A 19,058-nucleotide genomic window follows, 5' to 3' on the forward strand; every position below is an offset into this window, starting at 1 on the left:
GTCGCGGTCGTGAACTGAGCGCCTTGTCGAACGTTCCTTTTAATCTCTCCCGCGTTCAGATTCTGCCTGCCCGCGCACCCACCTTCGAGAGTGCTCCCCCCATGAGGGAAATCAAACTACAAGACCTGAAATCCAAGACTCCGACCGAACTCATCGCCTTTGCCGAGGAGCTCGAGGTCGAGAACGCCAGCACCATGCGCAAGCAGGAACTGATGTTCGCCATCCTCAAGCAACTGGCGACCCGCGAGGTCGAGATCATCGGTGCTGGCGTCGTCGAAGTGCTCCAGGACGGCTTCGGCTTCCTGCGTTCGGCGGATTCGAACTATCTTTCCGGTCCCGACGACATCTACGTGTCGCCGAGCCAGATCCGGAAATTCGGCCTTCGCACCGGCGACACCGTCGACGGGCCGATCCGCGGACCCAAGGAGGGCGAGCGCTATTTCGCGCTGCTCAAGGTCAACACCATCAATTTCGAGGATCCCGAGAAGATCCGCCACAAGGTTCATTTCGACAACCTGACGCCGCTCTTCCCGACCGAGCGCTTCAAGCTCGAAATCGACGATCCGACGCGCAAGGATTACTCGTCGCGCATCATCGACATCGTGTCGCCGATCGGCAAAGGCCAGCGCGCCCTCATCGTGGCGCCGCCGCGCACCGGCAAGACGGTGTTGATGCAGAACGTCGCGCAATCGATCACCACCAACCATCCCGATTGCTACCTCATCGTCCTGCTCATCGACGAGCGGCCGGAGGAAGTGACCGACATGCAGCGCTCGGTGAAGGGGGAGGTCGTGGCCTCGACCTTCGACGAACCGGCTTCGCGCCACGTGCAGGTCGCCGAAATGGTGATCGAGAAGGCCAAGCGCCTCGTCGAGCATGGACGCGACGTGGTTATCCTGCTCGATTCGATCACCCGCCTGGGCCGCGCCTACAACACCGTCGTGCCGTCATCCGGCAAGGTGCTGACCGGCGGTGTCGACGCCAACGCCCTCCAGCGTCCGAAGCGCTTCTTCGGTGCGGCGCGCAACATCGAGGAAGGCGGCTCGCTGACCATCATCGCGACCGCGCTCATCGATACCGGTTCGCGCATGGACGAGGTCATCTTCGAAGAGTTCAAGGGCACCGGCAACTCGGAAATCATCCTCGACCGCAAGGTCTCGGACAAGCGCACCTTCCCGGCGATCGACATCACGCGCTCCGGCACCCGCAAGGAGGAATTGCTGGTGGCCTCCGACACGCTCAAGAAGATGTACGTCCTCCGCCGCATCCTCAATCCGATGGGCACGGTCGACGCGATCGAGTTCCTGCTCGACAAACTGCGCCAGACGAAATCGAACGCCGAGTTCTTCGATTCGATGAACACCTGAGGCAGCGCGATAGCGTCCGGTTTATCAACCCCGTCCCCGGCAAACGAGGGCGGGGTTTTTCGTTGCGAGCGCGTCGTGCGGCCGGCCCCTTTTCGCGCGCCTCGAGCTGGAAGAAATCGCCAGGTCTGTCTCGGAGCCTCATCCTGAGGAAGCGCGACAGCGCTGTCTCGAAGGACGAGGCGTCTCCAGAGACCACTGGAGATCCTTCGAGACGCCGCTACGCGGCCCTCAGGATGGGGTGGAGATACACCCAAGGTCGCACGGGCAATTTCCATTCCGGACCGGTCACGCCGGCGACAGCATCTCCCGGACCTGCCGGGCGAAGGCCTCGCGATCGCGGACGGGCAGGGAGCAGTGCATGCCGGCGCAGATGAGAGCCTGCGGCTCGTGGCCGGCGACGGCCGCATGCGCCGGGTGATGGGCGTCGAGAACCTCGCCCTCGCGCATCACTTGCACACTTCGATCCGTGTATGGCACCCGCAGCGCCGCCTCGCGCAGGGCGTCACTCGACGTCCCCGTGATGACGATGGTGAGACCGCGCAAGTGCAGATCGAGCGCGTTCAGGATCGACGTGTGGCCGAAGGGGCTCGCGCGCGCCATCGCCGTCAACGTCGCGAGCGCATCTTCGGCGCGCCGGTGATCCTCGTCGCGTCCGGTGATTTGCGCCAGGCGCACGAGCGCCTCGGCAAAGACCCCATTGGCGTTCGGCACCGCGTCGTCATGGACCGGCTGCGGGCGGACCACGAGCGCATCCCCGTCTCTCGACGTCATCGCCAGCGTGCCGGTCTCCGCGACGGTGAAGTCCCGCCGGAGCGTCTCGCTCCAGGACTGCGCGTCGTCCAGATAAGGCGGTTCGCCGGTCGTCTCGAATAGCGCCAGGGCGGCGCGCATCATGGCGGCGTGATCGAGTGCGAAGCCGGGAAAGATCAACGACCCGCCTCGCCACGAATGCCCGAGCCGGCCGTCCCGGTTCATCGATTCGGCAATGAAACGATAGGCCGTCGCGGCCAAGTCGATCCAGTCCGGCCGATCGAGCAGGGAGGATGCGCGTACGAGGCTTGCTATCATCAGGCCGTTCCAATCCGCCAGCACCTTGTCGTCGAGCCCCGGCCGGATGCGCGATGCCCTTCGCGCGAGAAGCTTTTCGCGCATCGGCGCCAGGCGCTGGTCGAGATCAGCCGGGAGTTCCCCGGTGATCAGCAGGTTCGGGATGTTGGTCTCTTCCCAGTTGCCGTGCGAAGAAATGTCATAGGCGGCGGCAAAGACAGTCGCGTCCGCACCCAGCACCGCGCGGATCTCGTCGAGATTCCAGACGTAGAACTTCCCCTCGACGCCCTCCGAATCGGCATCGAGGCTCGCCGCAAAGGCGCCCTCCGCCGTCACCATCTCGCGCCGGAGCCACGCCACGATCCCCTCGGCAGCATGGCGGAAAAGCGCGCGCCCGCTCTCCGCGAAGGCAAGCGCGTAAAGTTCGAGCAGCTGCGCGTTGTCGTAGAGCATCTTTTCGAAATGCGGCACCAGCCAGCGTTCGTCGACGGCGTAGCGGGCAAAGCCGCCGCCCAGGTGGTCATGAATACCGCCGAGCGCCATCCGCTCCATCGACAGCAGGAAACGCTCGCGGGCGGTGACATCGCCGCTCCGGCGCGCATGGCGATAGACGCATTCGAGGATCGGCGGGTTGGGGAATTTCGGCGCGCCGGGAAGGCCCCCATGGACTGGGTCGAGGGCGCTGGACAAGCGCCGACCCAGATCGTTCAGCTCGGACGCGGTGAGGGCGCTGCCTTCCGCTGGCGTCGCTTGGGTCAGATGCGCCTTCAGCGCCTGGGCGTTCTGGACAACCCGCTCCGGCTCCGCCTGATGAATCCGCGCGATCTCCCGCAGCACGCTGACGAAGCCGGGCCGGCCGAATCGCGGCTCCTTGGGGAAATAGGTGCCGCCCCAGAACGGCTCGCCTTGCGCCGTCAGGAACATGGTCAGCGGCCAGCCGCCCTGTTCGCCCAGCGCGTGCAGGGCGCTCATATAGACCTGATCTACGTCCGGCCGCTCTTCCCGATCGACCTTGATATTGACGAAGAGCTCGTTCATGACCTGCGCGACGCGCGCGTCCTCGAAGCTCTCATGGGCCATCACGTGGCACCAGTGGCAGGCGGCGTATCCGATCGAGAGCAGCACCGGCCGGTTCAGCCGCTGCGCTTCGGCCAGCGCCGCCGGACCCCATTCCCACCAGTGGACCGGGTTGTGCTGGTGCTGGAGGAGATAGGGCGAGCTTGCCTGTTGGAGGCGGTTCATGATGGTGCGCCTTCTCGTTTGCGGACCGCGATGGGCGAGCCGCAGGCTGGCCGGGACCAAACGTTAATCGTCTCCATCTTAAAGCTCATCGCGGTAGCGGGTTCACTTTTTCGGACGAGAGATCATTTTTTCGAGGTCGGGTCATGCGGTCGGACGACACCATTTTTGCTCCTGCGTCGGGGTTCGGGCGGGCCGCGGTTTGCGTGGTGCGCATCAGCGGCCCGAAAAGTCGATTCATCATCGAAACGATTGCCGGGCCGGTGCCGTCGGCCCGCCGTCTGGCGCTGCGGACCCTGCGCGATCCCGAAACCGGCGACGCGCTGGACCAGGCCCTGGTGGCGTGGATGCCGGGCCCGGGGAGTTTTACTGGCGAGGATCAGGTGGAGCTTCATGTTCATGGCGGTCTTGCCTCGCGGGCGGCGGTGCTGCGGACCTTGGGCGACTTGCCCGATTGCCGGGCGGCGGAAGCCGGGGAATTCACCCGCCGGGCGTTCCTGAACGGCCGCATGGATCTGAGCCGGGTCGAGGGGCTGGCGGATCTGATCGATGCGGAGACCGAGGCGCAGCGCCGCCAGGCCCTGCTGCAGCTGGAGGGCCGCCTTGGCAACGCCGCCGAGGGCTGGCGCGAGGACGTGCTTCAGGCGCTGGCCATGCTGGAGGCGAGCCTCGACTTTTCGGACGAAGGGGATGTGCCGGAGGCGCTGGAGGAGGAGATCCTGCGGCGCTTGCGGATCCTCGCCACCGCCATCGGCGAGACGCTGGCCAACCGCAGCGGCGAGCGGCTTCGCGAGGGCCTGATGGTGGTGCTGGCGGGGGCGCCGAATGCCGGCAAATCGACGCTTCTGAATGCGCTGGCCCAGCGCGATGTCGCCATCGTATCGCCGATTGCCGGAACCACGCGCGACGCCATCGAGGTGCGCTGCGACCTGGGCGGGCTGCCGGTGATCATCGTCGATACGGCAGGCCTGCGCGAAAGCACCGACGTGATCGAGCGCGAGGGCGTGGCGCGGGCCGAGGCGCGGGCGCGACAGGCCGATATCGTGCTGTGGCTGATACCGCCGGAGGACGGCGTGATCGAGCCACCGCCGGGACGGCTCGTCCTGCGGGTCGGCACCAAGAGCGATTTGAATCGGACCCGGCACGATTGCGATCTTGTCGTCTCGGCGGCGACCGGGGCGGGGATCCCGGAATTGATCGACCGGCTTCAGATCGAGGCGGGCAAGCTTCTTGGCGGCGGTTCCGACGCGTTGGTGACGCGGGAGCGCCATCGGCTCGCCCTGGAGAGCGCTAAGGATTGCTTAACCAAGGCGATCGAAATGCTGGAACGCCGGGGACCAGTGGAATTGGCGGCCGAGGAGGTGCGCCTAGCCGCGCGAGCCCTCGGTCGGGTCGCCGGGCGCGTCGATGTGGACGACGTTCTGGACCGGCTCTTTGCCAGCTTTTGCATCGGCAAGTGAGCGTGTGTGTCCCCGGCTGCTCCTTCGAAATGTCGGTTTGTGCGAGCAGAAGCCGTGACCGCGTGGCCGTGGACAGGCTGTGCGCAAGGAGTCGACAGGGAGTCGATAGCCTGTGGACGGGCAGGGGAAAACCGCACCCCGGCGGCGATGTTTCACGTGAAACATTTTGCCCTTTGACCTGATGGAGCCTAGCGCGTACTTCCACCTCTCGGAGAGTCAGGCATGAAGAGTTTCGACGTCATTGTGGTGGGCGGGGGACACGCGGGCGCGGAAGCGGCGGCCGCGTCCGCGCGCCTCGGCGCAAGCACCGCCCTCGTCACGCACAAGGCCCGCACGATCGGCGTCATGTCCTGTAACCCCGCCATTGGCGGCCTCGGTAAAGGGCATCTGGTTCGCGAGATCGACGCTCTCGACGGGGTGATGGGCCGGATGGCGGATGCCTCGGGCATCCAGTTTCGCCTCCTCAACCGCCGCAAGGGCCCCGCCGTTCGCGGCCCACGGACGCAGGCTGACCGCAAACTCTACGCGCGCGCCATGCAGGCCGAACTCGCCGGCACCGAAAATCTCACCATCATCGAAGGCGAGGCGGCGGATTTCGTCTGCGCCGACGGCCGCGTGACCGCCCTGGTGCTCGCCGATGGCCGCGTGCTCGCCACCGGCGCGCTGATCCTCACCACCGGGACGTTTCTGTCCGGCCTGATTCATATCGGCGAACGAAAGATCCCGGCCGGGCGAATGGGCGAGGCCGCCTCCATCGGCCTGCCGAAGACTTTCGCGCGGCTCGGCTTCACCCTCGGGCGTCTCAAGACCGGAACGCCACCGCGCCTCGACGGCCGCACCATCGATTGGGCTGGCGTCGACAAGCAAGCGGCGGACGACGAACCGGTGCCGTTTTCCAGCCTGACCGAGCGGATCACCGTGCCGCAGATCGAATGCGGCATCACTCGCACGACCGGCGCCGGCCACGATCTCATCCGCCGGAACCTGCATCGGGCGCCCATGTATTCAGGCGAGATCCAGAGCCTCGGCCCGCGCTATTGCCCCTCCATCGAGGATAAGGTCGTGCGCTTCGGCGACCGCGAGGGGCACCAGATCTTCCTCGAACCGGAAGGCCTCGACGACATCACGGTTTATCCGAACGGCATCTCCACCTCGCTGCCGGAAGATGTGCAGCTTGAACTCCTGACGCATATTCCGGGTCTCGAGCGGGCCCGCATGATGCAGCCGGGCTACGCCATCGAGTATGATTTCGTCGATCCGCGTAATCTGTCGCCGACGCTCGAGGCCAAGGCGGTCAGGGGTCTCTTCCTCGCCGGACAGATCAACGGCACGACCGGCTACGAGGAGGCGGCGGCTCAGGGCCTGCTCGCCGGCATCAATGCGGCACGTCTCGCCGGAGACCAGCCCGGCATCGTCCTGGACCGCGCCGAATCGTACATGGGAGTGCTCGTCGACGATCTCGTGACGCGCGGCGTCAGCGAGCCCTACCGGATGTTTACCTCCCGTTCCGAGTATCGCCTGAGCCTCCGCGTCGACAATGCCGATGAGCGTTTGACCGGGAAGGGTGTGGAGATCGGGTGCGTGGGGGCGGCGCGGAGAAGCCATTTCGCCGCTTCGCATACCAAACTCAGGGAAGCGGAAGCCGAGCTGCGAGAGTTGATGATCACCCCGAAGGAGGCCGCGAAACACGGACTCGGGATCAATCAGGATGGGGTTCGCCGCAGCGCCTACCAGCTGCTCTCTTACCCGACGATTGCCTGGCCCGACCTCGAGCGCGTCTGGCCGATGCTCGCCGAAGTTCCGGCGGCCGTGAAGGATCGTATCCAGACCGACGCGACCTACGCGGTCTATCTCGACCGTCAGCGCGCCGATATCGCGGCGTTCCGGCGCGACGAAAGCATCGAGCTCGGCGCCATCGACTTCGCGGGCCTGCCGGGCATCTCGAATGAGGTCCGGGGCAAGCTCGACCGGGTTCGACCCCTGACCCTCGGCCAGGCGGCGCGGATTGAGGGGGTCACCCCGGCTGCCCTCACGCTGCTGGCGGCATTTGCCAAACGCGAAAGCGCGCCGCAGACCAGGAAAGTCGAGCCGTCATGACGGTTTCGCAGACGTCCCTCGCCGATGTTTCACGTGAAACACTCGACCGGTTGAAGCTGCTCGAATCGGAGTTGCTGCGCTGGCAGGCGATCAAGAATCTTGTGGGACCGGGGACCCTGGACGACATCTGGACCCGCCATATCGTCGATTCACTGCAGCTTCTCGCTGCAGCGCCGGGGGCAAAAACCTGGCTCGATCTCGGCTCCGGTGCGGGGTTTCCCGGCTTGGTGATCGCTATCGCGGGGCAGGAGCGGGGATTGAGCGTGGATCTGGTGGAGAGCAATTCCCGGAAATGCGCGTTCCTGCGGCACGTCTCGCGACTGACCGGCGCCAACGCGAAAATCCATGAAGCGCGGCTTGAGGCGGTCATTCCGCAATTCGTCGGGCGCGCTCAGGTGGTGTCGGCGCGGGCCCTGGCGCCGTTAACCAAGCTCCTCGAATGGACCGAGCCCCTGTTGAAAACGGGGACAACCGGCCTGTTCCCCAAGGGACGGGACGTGGATGCGGAATTGACCGAAGCGGCGCGATCGTGGAAGTTCAATGCGGAGATCCTGCCAAGCCAGACTGATTCTGATGCCCGGATTCTTCGCATAACCTCCATCGAGAGAATGTCATGATCACCGAACGCAGCGAATCTCCCGCCGGAGCGCGCCCGGCCCTGCCGCGCACGTTGGTGCTTGCCAACCAGAAAGGCGGCGTAGGCAAAACCACGACGGCCATCAATCTGGGAACGGCGCTCGCCGCCATCGGCGAGAAGGTTCTGATTCTCGACCTTGACCCGCAAGGCAACGCCTCGACCGGCTTAGGGTTGGATCGCAAGAATCGCCCGGTCTCGACCTACCATGTTCTGACCGGTGAAGCGTCGCTTGAGAGCGCCATTACGCCCACCGCGGTGCCGCGCCTGTTCGTCGCGCCGTCGACCCTCGACCTCCTGGGAGTCGAGTTGGAGATTTCCGGCGAGCGGGATCGCGTGCAGCGGCTCAAGAAGGCGATTTCCGCTCTCATGACCTCTGAGGTAAGTGATCCCTTTACCTATATTCTGATCGACTGCCCGCCTTCGCTGAATCTTCTGACCATCAACGCCTTGACCGCAGCTGACGCCGTTCTGGTCCCCCTCCAATGCGAATTCTTCGCGCTGGAAGGCCTCAGCCAGCTGCTCAAGACGGTCGAACAGGTCCGGTCCGCTCTCAATCCCACCCTGACGATTCATGGTGTCGTCCTGACCATGTTCGACCCGCGCAACAACCTTTCGGGGCAGGTGGTCGCGGACGTTCGGCAGTTCATGGGCAGCAAGGTTTACGAGACGATGATTCCGCGCAATGTGCGAGTGTCCGAGGCGCCGTCCCACGGCAAGCCGGTTCTGCTCTACGATCTGAAATGCGCCGGCTCTCAGGCCTATCTTCGTCTCGCTTCCGAAATCATTCAACGAGAGCGCGCGCTTCGCGCCGCTTAAAGACCCGAAAGACACGCAATGGCAGAAGACGTTAAGCCGCGCCTGGGACGAGGACTGGCTGCACTCATCGGCGAGGTCGGGGATGAAATGTCGGTCGTCGAGCGCGGGCGTGGCCAGCGACGCGTTCCGGTCGAGTTTCTGCGCCCCAATCCGCGCAACCCGCGCAAGTTTTTCGAGGAAAGCGAGCTGCTGGAATTGTCCCAGTCGATTCGTGATCGCGGCATCATCCAGCCCATCATCGTCCGTCCGCTGCCCAACAAGTCCGACGCCTTCGAGATCGTCGCCGGCGAGCGCCGCTGGCGCGCGGCGCAACATGCGGGCTTGCATGAAGTGCCGGTCGTGGTGGTGGAGATCGACGACAAGACTTCGCTCGAATATGCCATTCTCGAAAACGTTCAGCGCGCCGATCTCAACCCGATCGAGGAAGCGCAGGGCTATTCGCGCCTGATGGCCGAGTTTTCCTACACGCAGGAGAATCTCGCGAAAATCATCGGCAAGAGTCGCAGCCACATCGCCAACATGATGCGGCTATCGGATCTGCCCGAACCCGTGAAAGCCTTGCTGGTCAGCCGCCAGATCACTGCCGGCCACGGCCGCGCGCTTTTGGCCGTCAACGATCCGCAAGCGGTGGCGCGGCGCATCGTCGACCAGGGCATGAGCGTGCGTCAGGTCGAGGAGATTGCGCAGGCCGATCAGACCATGCCGCGAAACCTGGAAACCAAGTCGGCGCACAAGCCCGGCAAGGACCCCGACACCCGGGCGCTGGAACGGGCCCTGCAGGATGTGCTCGGCCTGAATGTGGAGATCGCCCACAAGGGGCAGGGGGGCGAATTGCGCATTCGCTACAAGACGTTGGAGCAACTCGACGGTCTCTGCCGGCGGCTCAATCCGCAATAGGAAAGAGGTTTTCCGTGACCGGGAGACGCAGCAGGATTCGCTCACCGTAATCGGCGCGAAACAACCTCTTGCGGCCTTCAGTTATCGTCGCGCCGAACGCGCGAGATCGAGCAGGGTTTTGGCCGTCACCACATCGCCGAGCGCGGCAAGCCTTCGCGTCTGCAGAATGCCGTCCTGAATCGACGCCACGGCGTCCTTCAGGGTGGCGGCATTCCACCGTTGAAGCTGGCGCTCGACGAGAGGTTTGCGTCTGAAATGCAGGCCGCGCATACCCTCGATCACATTCGTGATTGAACGCCCTTCCTCGACCGCGTGGCGGGCCGCAAGCAGCGTGAGCGCATGACGAAGGGCTGCACCCAGCACGACGGATGCGTGAATTCCCTCTGCGGCGAGGCGCCTCGAGCCGATCTCTAGCTCCGCTCCCATGCCGGCGAAGGCGGCGTCGACCACGGCGTCCATGGCCAAGCCTGAGACATCGCTCATGATGGCGTCCACATCATCGAGGCTGATGTCCTGCTGGCCGTGCGCATAGAGCATCAGCTTCGCCAATTCGCCACGGGTCGCCAGCCGGTCGCCGCCGAGGGATGCCACGATGGCCGCCCGCACCTCGCGTGAGATCGAGAAACCGCCGGCCTTCATCGCCTCATCGACCACGGCGCCGAGATCGCGGCCCGTATCGGCGTAGCACGGCAGCGCCAGGGCGCGCGGCGACTTCTCGCACAGGGTGCGCAAGGGGGAGGATTTGGCAAGATCGCCGCCTTCGATGACAATCGCCGTGTCTTGTAACTCGGTCTTCAGAACGGCATCGACGGCGGGCGCGATATTACGCGAGGTGGCACGGATCCAGAGCGCACGCCGGCCGCCGAAGAGACCCATGGTCCCGGCCTCGTCGGCAAGTCGTCCGGGATCGGCCGCAACGTCATCGCCGTCGATGCGGATCAGTTGAAACGGATCGGCCGCGTCGTCGACCGAACGCTCGGCCAGGGTCCGGGCGCGCTCGTTCACCAGGCCGATATCCGGCCCATAGACGAGGAAAACGCCAATCCGCGGATCGGAGCGCCGCAGCACCCCTTCCACGTCAGCGGCTTTGACGGCGACCATGCGGCCTCACATCTGCGACAGGGTCGCGGCCAGCCGTGTCTTGACCTGTTCCGCGAGCGCCTTGGCGAGCCGGATTTCCGCATCGCGGGCGGCGCGCACGGTGGCAAAGCGCTGCTTGAAACGATCGTAGGTCGCCTCCGCGGTGGCGGTGCCCCTGGTGATGACCTTGGAGCCGTCACGATTGGTCAAGGTATAGGTCAGTTTTCCGACCAGGGTGGCGGATTGCGCGCGGCCCGAGATCGAATCGACGATTGGCGTGCTCAGCCGCTCTTCGAACGACAGGTTGAGCACATATTGCTTGGTCGTGTCCGAGCCGGACCCGTTGAGGCCATAGACCAGTTCGCTGCGCAGATAATGGCCGATGCGCGCCTGCGCGTCGGCCCAATCCAGCTCCGGCACCTCGATGGCGGCCATGACCGTCTGGAGCGATGCGCCCGATGCTGTCGGGCCGTGAAGCGGCCGCAAACAAGCCGAAACACCGAGCGCCAGACCGGCAACGATGGCGATGCGCGCCAGCCCGCGAAGGTGGGTGAGGTTAAGCGACGACATTCACGATCCTCTGTGGGACGACGATGATCTTGCGAGGCGGCTTGCCTTCGAGCGCCCTTTGCACGGCGTCGAGCACAAGCACGGCGGCCTCGATCGCCGCCTGATCCGCATCGCGCGCCACCGTGACGTCGGCGCGCTTCTTGCCGTTGACCTGAACCGGAAGCGTGATGGAATCCTCCACCAGCAGCGCCGGGTCGAAAACGGGCCAGGCGGTGTCGGCGACGAGCCCGGGTTGCCCCAGCGCCTGCCAGCTCTCCTCCGCCAGATGCGGCATCATGGGGGCGAGAAGCTGCACGAAGATCCGGCCCGCTTCGCCGAACGCGTTGCCAAGCCCCGGTTCTGAAGTGCCCTTCGACTGCGCCAGCAGGTCATACAGGCTGTTGGCGAGTTCGTAGAGATGCGCCACGCAGCGGTTGAAGCGCAGGCGCTCTACATCCTCGCCCACAGCCGCAAGAGCTTTGTGGGCCGCCTTGCGCACCGCAAGCCCGATGGGACCTTCGGAGCGCCCGTCGGTGTCCCCCGCCGTGCGATCCGCGATCTCCGACACGAGGCGCCACGCGCGCTGAACGAAGCGGCCGGCGCCCTGGACGCCCTCCTCGGTCCAGATGACGTCGCGCTCGGGCGGCGAATCGGAGAGCATGAACCAGCGGGCCGTATCGGCGCCGTAGGAGCCGATGATCTCATCCGGATCGACCGTGTTGCGCTTCGATTTCGACATCTTCTCGATCGAGCCGATCTCGATCGGCGCGCCGGTCGCAATGTGGACGGCCTTGCGCGCCGCGCCATCCTGCTCGAAGCGCACGTCGCTCGGCAGCACCCAGCCGCCGCTCGCGTCCTTGTAGGTCTCGTGCACCACCATCCCTTGCGTGAACAGTCCGGCGAAGGGTTCGTCGATGCCGGCATGGCCGGTCTTCGACATGGCGCGGGTGAAGAAGCGCGAATAGAGCAGGTGCAGGATCGCGTGCTCGATGCCGCCGATATATTGATCGACCGGCAGCCAGGCATCCACCGTCTCGCGATCGGTCGGCCGGTCGGTGAGGGTCGGATCGGTGAAGCGCGCGAAATACCACGACGAATCCACGAAGGTGTCCATGGTGTCGGTTTCGCGTCGGGCCGCCTTGCCGCATTGCGGGCAATCCACATGCTTCCAGGTCGGGTGACGATCGAGCGGGTTGCCCGGCACGTCGAACGACACATCCTCGGGCAGCACCACGGGAAGCTGATCTTTCGGTACCGGAACGATGCCGCAATCATCGCAATGGATGATCGGGATCGGGCAGCCCCAATAGCGCTGGCGCGAAATGCCCCAGTCGCGCAGGCGGAAATTCACTTTGCGCTCGGCCACCGGCCGGTTCTGGCGGGTTTCGCTTTCGAGAACGCGAGCGACTTCCTCCTTGGCGTCAGTGATGGACATGCCGTCGAGGAAGCGAGAATTGATCATGCGGCCGTCGCCGTCATAGGCGGTGTCGGTGATGACGAACGAGGCCGGGTCTACATCCGGCGGGCACACCACCGGCGTGTTGCCGAGGCCGTATTTGTTGACGAAATCGAGGTCGCGCTGGTCATGCGCCGGGCAACCGAAAATCGCTCCGGTGCCGTATTCCATCAGCACGAAATTCGCCACATAGACGGGCAGCGTCCAGTTCGGATCAAGCGGATGGACCGCGCGCATGCCGGTGTCGAAGCCGAGTTTTTCGGCCTTGTCGATGGCCTCCTGCGCGGTGCCGGTGCGCTTGGCGGTCTCGATGAAGACGGCAAGCTCCGGATTGGTTTCGGCCGCGGCCTTCGCGAGCGGATGGTCGGGCGCCAGCGCCAGAAACTTCGCGCCGAACAGCGTATCGGGCCGGGTCGTATAAATCTCGACCTCATCCTCGCCACGCGGCGTGGTGGTGGCGTCGAGGGCAAACCGAACCAGCAACCCTTCGGAGCGGCCGATCCAGTTGCGCTGCATCAGGCGCACTTTGTCAGGCCAGCGGTCGAGGCCGTCCAGCGCGTCGTGCAGATCCTGCGCGTAATCGGTGATCTTCAGGAACCACTGGGTGAGCTCGCGCTGTTCGACGAGGGCGCCGGAGCGCCAGCCGCGGCCGTCGATGACCTGCTCGTTCGCCAGCACCGTGTGGTCGACCGGATCCCAGTTCACCTTCGCGGTCTTGCGGTCGACCAGCCCGGCCCCAAGAAAATCGAGGAACATGCGCTGCTGGTGCCGGTAATAGCTCGGATCGCAGGTGGCGATCTCACGGCTCCAGTCGATCGCAAGCCCCATGGATTGCAGCTGCGCGCGCATGCTGGCGATATTGGCGTAGGTCCATTCCCGCGGGTGGACCTTGTTCTGCATGGCGGCGTTCTCGGCCGGCATGCCGAAGGCATCCCAGCCCATCGGGTGCAGAACGTTGAAGCCGCGCGCCCGCTTGTAGCGCGCCACCACGTCGCCCATGGTGTAGTTGCGCACGTGGCCCATATGGATGCGCCCCGACGGATAGGGAAACATCTCGAGCACGTAATATTTCGGGCGCGGATCGTCGTTCTCGGTCTTGAAGAGGTCGTGGTCGTTCCAGACCTTGCGCCATTTCAGCTCGGCTTCCTTGGCGTTGTAGCGCTCGGGCCTCATTTTTCGTAACACATCCGTCTCAAAGCATTTCCCGTCGGGAAAATGCGCCAATGCATCAGGCGGCTTGCGCCGCCGGGTTTGCGCGGACTAGGACACAGCTCTCCCGCGGGGTCAACGCCTCCCGGCGCAGGTCGTCGCGCACGAGGGCGTCGCAAGAAGCAAGGCACACGAATCCATGACCGAACACGATCCTGTCGCGGGCCTGAAAGAGGTCGAAGCCGGCATCGCACGCGCCGCAACGGACTATGACCGCGATCCCGCCTCGATCACGCTCGTTGCGGTCTCGAAACTCTTTCCGTCTGCGGATATCGAGGCGGTTCTGGCCGCCGGCCACCGGGTCTTCGGCGAAAATTACGTCAAGGAAGCCGCCGAGAAATGGCCGCCGCTGCGCGAGCGTTATCCGGACGTGGAACTGCATCTGATCGGCCCGCTGCAATCCAACAAGGCGCGGGACGCGGTGGCGCTGTTCGACGTCGTCGAGAGCCTCGACCGCCCCTCGCTCGCTGAGGCGCTGGCGAAGGAAATCGCCCGGCAGGGAAAAACGCCGCGCCTGCTGGTCCAGGTCAATACCGGCGAGGAGCCGCAGAAGGGCGGCGTCATGCCGGCGGATCTCGACGCCTTTCTGGACCTCTGCCGGACCCGCCATGGCCTCGTCATCGAGGGCCTGATGTGCATCCCGCCGGCCGAAGACCCGCCCTCGCCGCATTTCGCCCTGCTCAACAGCATGGCGGCAAGGCACGATCTCAAGACCCTCTCCATGGGCATGAGCGCCGATTACGACCCGGCGATCCAACTCGGCGCCACCCATGTGCGGGTCGGGAGCGCGATTTTCGGGGAGCGGATGAAGCCGTGACAGCGACCGGCGACGGTTACGCCACCTAATTTCTCAACGATACCACGTCGAACTTCTCTTTCTTTCGGTCCCAAAAGTAGAGGAGGGCATACGTATTGCTCACGACGAGAATTCCAGGATTCCTCAGCCTGACGGATTTCGGATAATCCTCGCAGGACTCTTCTTGAAACTCACGAAAGGCATTGCCGCAAACGGTATCCCAACGACCGGGCTTGGCGAATCCAAGGCCATTATCTTTCAGATCGCTGTGATCGGCCCTGATCTCGTCACCTTCGCTGAGGATCAGCAGAAGGTGGACACGGCCTTTCGTGGTCACGATCACGCCGCGGGCCTGATCGGACTTGCGGATAGCGATTTGCGCGCGATCCTTGATCCCATTGCCGTCGAAATCGGCCTCGATCATTGAGGGGTCAATCGAGGCGCTCGGCGTATCCGCGATGCGCGCTCGCTCTTCCTCCGCCGTCAGCGCTCGCCATTCGCCAAGATCTTGCGCTGAGCTGACAGCCGACGCCAGCCCTAGGAATGCGATACTCGCGAGGGCACGGAGGGACGCACGGATCATGGTTTGAGACCTGAGTTAATGTTCATGCGAGATACATTATATCGTCAGAATGCGATTGATGTGACGTTTCACACCGCGAAGCTCGCGGCCTTGCCTGCGAGCCCCGATGGTAGAGTTGAAACGATCGCTTTGCCCCGCTATGGTCCTGCGTCGATCCGGCACCAACCACAGGAGGGCTGCATGTGTGAGCGTCACCATCTTCGCATGTTCGGCCCCTGGAACGCCCTGCAGCAGCTTGTTGCAGGGCCGGCCACGGATCTGAGGTCGCTACCGATCTGACGCTTCTCGGCGTCGACGAAATCTCATCCCGGTCAGCTCTGAACGGCTTACCGCGCCGCTGCCCCCTCGGCCGGCGTGTCTGACAGACGTTCACGTATCCGCGCGATTTGAGCCCTCCCCGGGCCGACGCGCAGCACCGATGAGATGACAGATGGGCTCGATCAGCCTTCGCAATGTAACGTTCCTCGCCCAGACTCCGCTTTTCCAGGACCTTAATCTCGTTCTTGGTGAGCGCGACCGGCTCGGTCTCGTGGCCGGCAACGGCGCCGGCAAGACCACCTTGTTGAAGTGCCTCGCCGGAACGCTCGAGCCGACCCACGGCGAGATAACCCGCCCGCGGGGCATGCGCGTAGGCCTCGTGGAGCAGGATGTGCCTGCGCGCCTGCGCGATATGCCCTTGAGCGACGCCATCCTGGAGGCGCTTCCTCCTTTGGAACGCGACGGGCAGGAATGGCGGGCTGAAATTGTGCTGGACGAATTCGAGACGCCGCTCGCCATGCGCCGCCTGCCCTTGCGCGCGCTCAGCGGCGGCTGGCAGCGGCTGGCTCTGATCGCCCGCGCGTGGATCGCCGAGCCGGACGCGCTGCTGCTCGACGAGCCGACGAATCATCTCGATCTCGCCAAGCTCTACCAGCTCGAATCCTGGATCAACACGACGGCGCAGCAGATTCCGGTCGTGATTGCGAGCCACGACCGGAATTTTCTCGATGCCTGCACGACCCGGACGCTTTTTCTGCGGCCCGATACCTGCATCGCGTTCCATCATCCGTATGGTCGTGCCCGCGCCCTCTTGGCCGCGCATGACGACGCGCAGGCGAACCGGTTGGAAAAGGATCGTCGCGAGCTTCGCCGCCTGCGGCAGAATGCGGGCGAGTTGCGCAATATCGGCGTCAACAGCGGCAGCGATCTGCTGCTCAAGAAAGCCAAGCAGCTCGGCGGGCGCGCCGACGCGCTCGAACAGGGGCTGCAGGCTGCGCATCAGGAGCGATCGGGCGAGATCAAGCTCTCCAATCGCGGCACCCATGCGCGGGTGCTCGTGTCGCTGGACAACGTGGTGGTGCGAAAGCCCGATGGCGACAAGCTGTTCGGCATTCCCAAGCTGATCGTGGCACAGGGCGATCGCGTTATCGTTCTCGGCCGCAACGGCGTCGGCAAGTCGCGGCTCGTGCGGCTGCTGCAAGAAGCGATGGGCGCGCCGGATGCGAATCCGAGCGTGAAGGTGAGCCCATCAGTGGTCGTCGGCTACACCGATCAGGAGATGTCGCAGCTGCCGGAAAAAGCCACCGCCCATGACTTCATCCTATCGGCTTTCCGCCTCGGCGATCAGCGCAGCCGGGCGCTTCTGGCGGGAGCGGGGTTCAGCGTTGAGAAGCAGAAACAGCCGATCGCCCGATTGTCGCCAGGCGAGAAGGCCCGGCTCGCGCTGCTCGGACTGCGTCTCACGGAGCCGAATTTCTATCTCATGGACGAACCCACCAACCATGTGGACATCACCGGCCGCGAGCAATTGGAGGCCGAGATCCTCGCCGCCAAGGCGACCTGCCTGGTGGTGTCGCACGACCGGACCTTCGTTGCGACCATCGGCACCCGGTTTCTGCTCGTCGAAGGCGCGAAGATGAGGGAAATCGACGCGCCGGAGGTGTTCTACGAGGCGGTGATGCGCGAGAGGGCGTGATCGCAGGTCATCCGACGATCTCGATCCGCGTCCTCGGCCCGATCAGCGCCAGCAATCGGGCGATCATGCGCTTATCGACAGCCATGCACCCCTCGGTCGGCGTGAATCCCGGTCGTGCCAGGTGGAGGAAGATGGCGCTGCCGCGGCCGCGCACGGTGGGCGCGCGGTTCCACCCGATATCGACCACCACGTCGTAGAGATGGTCGTCGCGCCACATCTTTTCGTGGCCGGTCGCGCATGGCAACGGGATCAGCCGGTTGTAGCGCCGGTCGCGCGGGTCGTCGGACCAGCCGTCCTGCCGCCGGATCCGGCGCAGAGCCAAGCCGGTGCGCGGTCGCGACAGGTTGTCGGCCCGGTAGAACGCGCCTAAGAGGCCGAAGCGGCCGATCGGCGATGCACCGTCGCCCTCGCGCTTGTCGTGGCGGGTGCCGCCGCGTCCCAGTGCGCAGGGTATGACGAGAGGGCCTGCGACGATCCGGCCTTTCGAATGATCGAGAGCGGATCGATAAACGCGAATGGTGTTGACGTAGGATCGTATCATGAGCAGTGGAAGGGTCGCCCCGTCCTCTTGTTGTCAAGCCGGGAACGAATACTCTATCTGTCCAAAGCGCCAAATCTGTCTATAGCGCCAAGATCGCGAGCCGATTGTGCGTTTATCCTCTTGAAAGGTTTGAGATGTCGAATGCGAGCCGCCTCCTCGTCGTGGACGACGATCAGGACCTGCGCGATACCCTCGTCGAACAGCTCGGACTTTACGAAGAATTTCAGATCACCACCGCGGAAACCGCCGCAGGTGCATTGCAGGCGATCAAGGGCGACCGGATCGATCTCGCCATCATGGATGTGGGCCTGCCGGACATGGATGGACGCGACGCCGTGAAGCAGATGCGCCGCGACGGCTTTCGCAGCCCGATCATCATGCTGACCGGTCAGGCCTCCGAGAACGACACCGTGATGGGCCTCGAGGCCGGCGCCAACGATTATGTGGTGAAGCCGTTCAAGTTCGCGGTTCTGCTCGCCCGCATCCGCGCCCAGTTGCGCCAATACGAGGCGAGCGAGGACGCGGTGTTCCAGATCGGCCCCTATACGTTCCGGCCGGGCTCGAAGCTGCTCACCAGCGAGAAGGGCTCCAAGCTCAAGCTGACCGAAAAGGAAACCGCGATCCTGCGCTATCTCTACCGCGCGGGCCAGAATGTGGTGGGGCGCGAAACCCTGCTGGCGGAGGTGTGGGGCTACAATTCCAACGTCACGACGCATACGCTCGAGACCCATATCTATCGCCTGCGTCAGAAAATCGAGACCGATCCATCCAAGGCGAGCATCCTTGTGACGGAGCCCGGCGGCTACAAGCTGATTCCCTGAAATGGCCCTCGACGACGACATCGCGACCCTCTCCGGCGCGCCGCTCTTCAACCTGCTCGACCGGGATGCCCTGAGGCTCGTCGCCTTCGCGGCGGAAAGCCGGCAGCTGCGCGCGGGCGACATGCTGTTTCGAAAGGGCGACAAATCGGATGGAGGCTACGTGGTCACGCGCGGCGCCGTGGCGCTCGATGCCCAGGATGACGGCTCGCCCGCCACCTTCATTGCCGCTCCCGGCGCGGTGATCGGACGGGCCGCGCTCTTCACCCGCATCGAGCGCCCGGCCACCGCCACCGCGCGCGAACCCTCGACCGTGATGCGCATCTCGCCGAGCCTCATGCGCCGCGTGCTGGAGGAGTTCCCCAAAGCCGCCATCGCCATGCAGACCGCCATGACCGAGGAACTGACGGTGCTCAGCCGTGGGCTCGAAGGGGTGCGGCAGAAGCTGATGGCGATCGACGGGGAGGAGTAGGATCTCTCTTCCTTCCCCCTTGCGGGGAGGGGCAGGGGTG

At 64.7% G+C, this 19,058-nt stretch carries 16 protein-coding genes; 10 read left to right on the forward strand and 6 right to left on the reverse strand.

What is annotated here, in order from left to right:
* Nucleotides 1-101: 101 nt before the first annotated feature.
* Nucleotides 102-1,367: a transcription termination factor Rho gene (gene rho / locus FEZ63_RS07200; RefSeq protein ID WP_150942960.1), complete on the forward strand. Its 1,266-nt coding sequence runs from the start codon at nt 102-104 to the stop codon at nt 1,365-1,367.
* A gap of 285 nt (nt 1,368-1,652) precedes the next feature.
* On the opposite strand, the gene FEZ63_RS07205 is transcribed toward rho, so the two are convergent.
* Nucleotides 1,653-3,656 (reverse strand): thioredoxin domain-containing protein, encoded by a 2,004-nt coding sequence (locus tag FEZ63_RS07205; RefSeq protein ID WP_201274106.1) that lies wholly within the window; start codon nt 3,654-3,656, stop codon nt 1,653-1,655.
* Between the two features lie 143 nt (nt 3,657-3,799).
* On the opposite strand from FEZ63_RS07205, the gene mnmE reads away from it, so the two are divergent.
* From mnmE to FEZ63_RS07230, 5 genes are all read left to right on the forward strand, one after another.
* Complete coding sequence (gene mnmE, locus FEZ63_RS07210) at nt 3,800-5,113, forward strand: tRNA uridine-5-carboxymethylaminomethyl(34) synthesis GTPase MnmE (protein WP_150942961.1); 1,314 nt, start codon at nt 3,800-3,802, stop codon at nt 5,111-5,113.
* A gap of 222 nt (nt 5,114-5,335) precedes the next feature.
* The gene (gene mnmG / locus FEZ63_RS07215; RefSeq protein ID WP_150942962.1) at nt 5,336-7,210 is read left to right on the forward strand and encodes a tRNA uridine-5-carboxymethylaminomethyl(34) synthesis enzyme MnmG; all 1,875 of its coding nucleotides are present in this window, start codon (nt 5,336-5,338) and stop codon (nt 7,208-7,210) included.
* A complete protein-coding gene (rsmG, locus tag FEZ63_RS07220) occupies nt 7,207-7,827 on the forward strand; it encodes a 16S rRNA (guanine(527)-N(7))-methyltransferase RsmG (protein ID WP_150942963.1) in 621 nt (206 codons plus the stop codon). Before mnmG ends, rsmG begins: the two co-directional genes overlap by 4 nt.
* Nucleotides 7,824-8,663, forward strand: coding sequence for a ParA family protein (locus FEZ63_RS07225; protein WP_150942964.1), 840 nt, complete (start codon nt 7,824-7,826; stop codon nt 8,661-8,663). The genes rsmG and FEZ63_RS07225 overlap by 4 nt, the downstream gene beginning before the upstream one ends.
* Nucleotides 8,664-8,681: 18 nt before the next feature.
* A complete protein-coding gene (locus tag FEZ63_RS07230) occupies nt 8,682-9,560 on the forward strand; it encodes a ParB/RepB/Spo0J family partition protein (RefSeq protein WP_150942965.1) in 879 nt (292 codons plus the stop codon).
* An 81-nt stretch (nt 9,561-9,641) separates the two neighbouring features.
* Here the strand turns inward: FEZ63_RS07230 and holA are convergent, their stop codons facing one another.
* From holA to leuS, 3 genes are read right to left on the reverse strand one after another with little or no spacing between them, the layout of a single operon-like run.
* On the reverse strand, nt 9,642-10,661 hold the full coding sequence (gene holA, locus FEZ63_RS07235; RefSeq protein WP_150942966.1) for a DNA polymerase III subunit delta: 1,020 nt from the start codon (nt 10,659-10,661) through the stop codon (nt 9,642-9,644).
* Nucleotides 10,662-10,667: 6 nt separating this feature from the next.
* Nucleotides 10,668-11,210 carry an LPS assembly lipoprotein LptE gene (gene lptE / locus FEZ63_RS07240; RefSeq protein WP_150942967.1) on the reverse strand — a complete coding sequence of 181 codons (543 nt, stop codon included), beginning with the start codon at nt 11,208-11,210 and terminating at the stop codon, nt 10,668-10,670.
* Complete coding sequence (gene leuS, locus FEZ63_RS07245; protein WP_150942968.1) at nt 11,197-13,818, reverse strand: leucine--tRNA ligase; 2,622 nt, start codon at nt 13,816-13,818, stop codon at nt 11,197-11,199. Before leuS ends, lptE begins: the two co-directional genes overlap by 14 nt.
* A gap of 175 nt (nt 13,819-13,993) precedes the next feature.
* Here leuS and FEZ63_RS07250 point away from each other — a divergent pair, with 175 nt between their 5' ends.
* Nucleotides 13,994-14,671, forward strand: coding sequence for a YggS family pyridoxal phosphate-dependent enzyme (locus tag FEZ63_RS07250; RefSeq protein ID WP_150942969.1), 678 nt, complete (start codon nt 13,994-13,996; stop codon nt 14,669-14,671).
* Between the two features lie 25 nt (nt 14,672-14,696).
* On the opposite strand, the gene FEZ63_RS07255 is transcribed toward FEZ63_RS07250, so the two are convergent.
* Nucleotides 14,697-15,074 (reverse strand): hypothetical protein, encoded by a 378-nt coding sequence (locus FEZ63_RS07255; protein WP_150942970.1) that lies wholly within the window; start codon nt 15,072-15,074, stop codon nt 14,697-14,699.
* Between the two features lie 589 nt (nt 15,075-15,663).
* Here FEZ63_RS07255 and FEZ63_RS07260 point away from each other — a divergent pair.
* Nucleotides 15,664-17,187 (forward strand): ATP-binding cassette domain-containing protein, encoded by a 1,524-nt coding sequence (locus tag FEZ63_RS07260; protein ID WP_150942971.1) that lies wholly within the window; start codon nt 15,664-15,666, stop codon nt 17,185-17,187.
* A gap of 7 nt (nt 17,188-17,194) precedes the next feature.
* On the opposite strand, the gene FEZ63_RS07265 is transcribed toward FEZ63_RS07260, so the two are convergent.
* On the reverse strand, nt 17,195-17,728 hold the full coding sequence (locus tag FEZ63_RS07265; RefSeq protein WP_150942972.1) for a L,D-transpeptidase family protein: 534 nt from the start codon (nt 17,726-17,728) through the stop codon (nt 17,195-17,197).
* A gap of 134 nt (nt 17,729-17,862) precedes the next feature.
* Between FEZ63_RS07265 and FEZ63_RS07270 the strand changes: the two genes are divergently transcribed.
* Together FEZ63_RS07270 and FEZ63_RS07275 are read left to right on the forward strand one after the other, a co-directional pair.
* Nucleotides 17,863-18,549 (forward strand): response regulator transcription factor, encoded by a 687-nt coding sequence (locus FEZ63_RS07270; protein WP_150942973.1) that lies wholly within the window; start codon nt 17,863-17,865, stop codon nt 18,547-18,549.
* Between the two features lies 1 nt (nt 18,550).
* A complete protein-coding gene (locus tag FEZ63_RS07275; protein ID WP_150942974.1) occupies nt 18,551-19,018 on the forward strand; it encodes a cyclic nucleotide-binding domain-containing protein in 468 nt (155 codons plus the stop codon).
* Nucleotides 19,019-19,058 lie beyond the last annotated feature (40 nt).

Source organism: Microvirga brassicacearum, assembly GCF_008757455.1.
GTDB lineage: Bacteria > Pseudomonadota > Alphaproteobacteria > Rhizobiales > Beijerinckiaceae > Microvirga > Microvirga brassicacearum.

What these genes read in the sequence shown, in the direction of transcription:
- rho (WP_150942960.1), top strand. Translation starts at nt 102, where the DNA reads ATGAGGGAAATCAAACTACAAGACCTGAAATCCAAGACTCCGACCGAA.
- FEZ63_RS07205 (WP_201274106.1), bottom strand. Translation starts at nt 3,656, where the DNA reads ATGAACCGCCTCCAACAGGCAAGCTCGCCCTATCTCCTCCAGCACCAG.
- mnmE (WP_150942961.1), top strand. Translation starts at nt 3,800, where the DNA reads ATGCGGTCGGACGACACCATTTTTGCTCCTGCGTCGGGGTTCGGGCGG.
- mnmG (WP_150942962.1), top strand. Translation starts at nt 5,336, where the DNA reads ATGAAGAGTTTCGACGTCATTGTGGTGGGCGGGGGACACGCGGGCGCG.
- rsmG (WP_150942963.1), top strand. Translation starts at nt 7,207, where the DNA reads ATGACGGTTTCGCAGACGTCCCTCGCCGATGTTTCACGTGAAACACTC.
- FEZ63_RS07225 (WP_150942964.1), top strand. Translation starts at nt 7,824, where the DNA reads ATGATCACCGAACGCAGCGAATCTCCCGCCGGAGCGCGCCCGGCCCTG.
- FEZ63_RS07230 (WP_150942965.1), top strand. Translation starts at nt 8,682, where the DNA reads ATGGCAGAAGACGTTAAGCCGCGCCTGGGACGAGGACTGGCTGCACTC.
- holA (WP_150942966.1), bottom strand. Translation starts at nt 10,661, where the DNA reads ATGGTCGCCGTCAAAGCCGCTGACGTGGAAGGGGTGCTGCGGCGCTCC.
- lptE (WP_150942967.1), bottom strand. Translation starts at nt 11,210, where the DNA reads ATGTCGTCGCTTAACCTCACCCACCTTCGCGGGCTGGCGCGCATCGCC.
- leuS (WP_150942968.1), bottom strand. Translation starts at nt 13,818, where the DNA reads ATGAGGCCCGAGCGCTACAACGCCAAGGAAGCCGAGCTGAAATGGCGC.
- FEZ63_RS07250 (WP_150942969.1), top strand. Translation starts at nt 13,994, where the DNA reads ATGACCGAACACGATCCTGTCGCGGGCCTGAAAGAGGTCGAAGCCGGC.
- FEZ63_RS07255 (WP_150942970.1), bottom strand. Translation starts at nt 15,074, where the DNA reads ATGATCGAGGCCGATTTCGACGGCAATGGGATCAAGGATCGCGCGCAA.
- FEZ63_RS07260 (WP_150942971.1), top strand. Translation starts at nt 15,664, where the DNA reads ATGGGCTCGATCAGCCTTCGCAATGTAACGTTCCTCGCCCAGACTCCG.
- FEZ63_RS07265 (WP_150942972.1), bottom strand. Translation starts at nt 17,728, where the DNA reads ATGATACGATCCTACGTCAACACCATTCGCGTTTATCGATCCGCTCTC.
- FEZ63_RS07270 (WP_150942973.1), top strand. Translation starts at nt 17,863, where the DNA reads ATGTCGAATGCGAGCCGCCTCCTCGTCGTGGACGACGATCAGGACCTG.
- FEZ63_RS07275 (WP_150942974.1), top strand. Translation starts at nt 18,551, where the DNA reads ATGGCCCTCGACGACGACATCGCGACCCTCTCCGGCGCGCCGCTCTTC.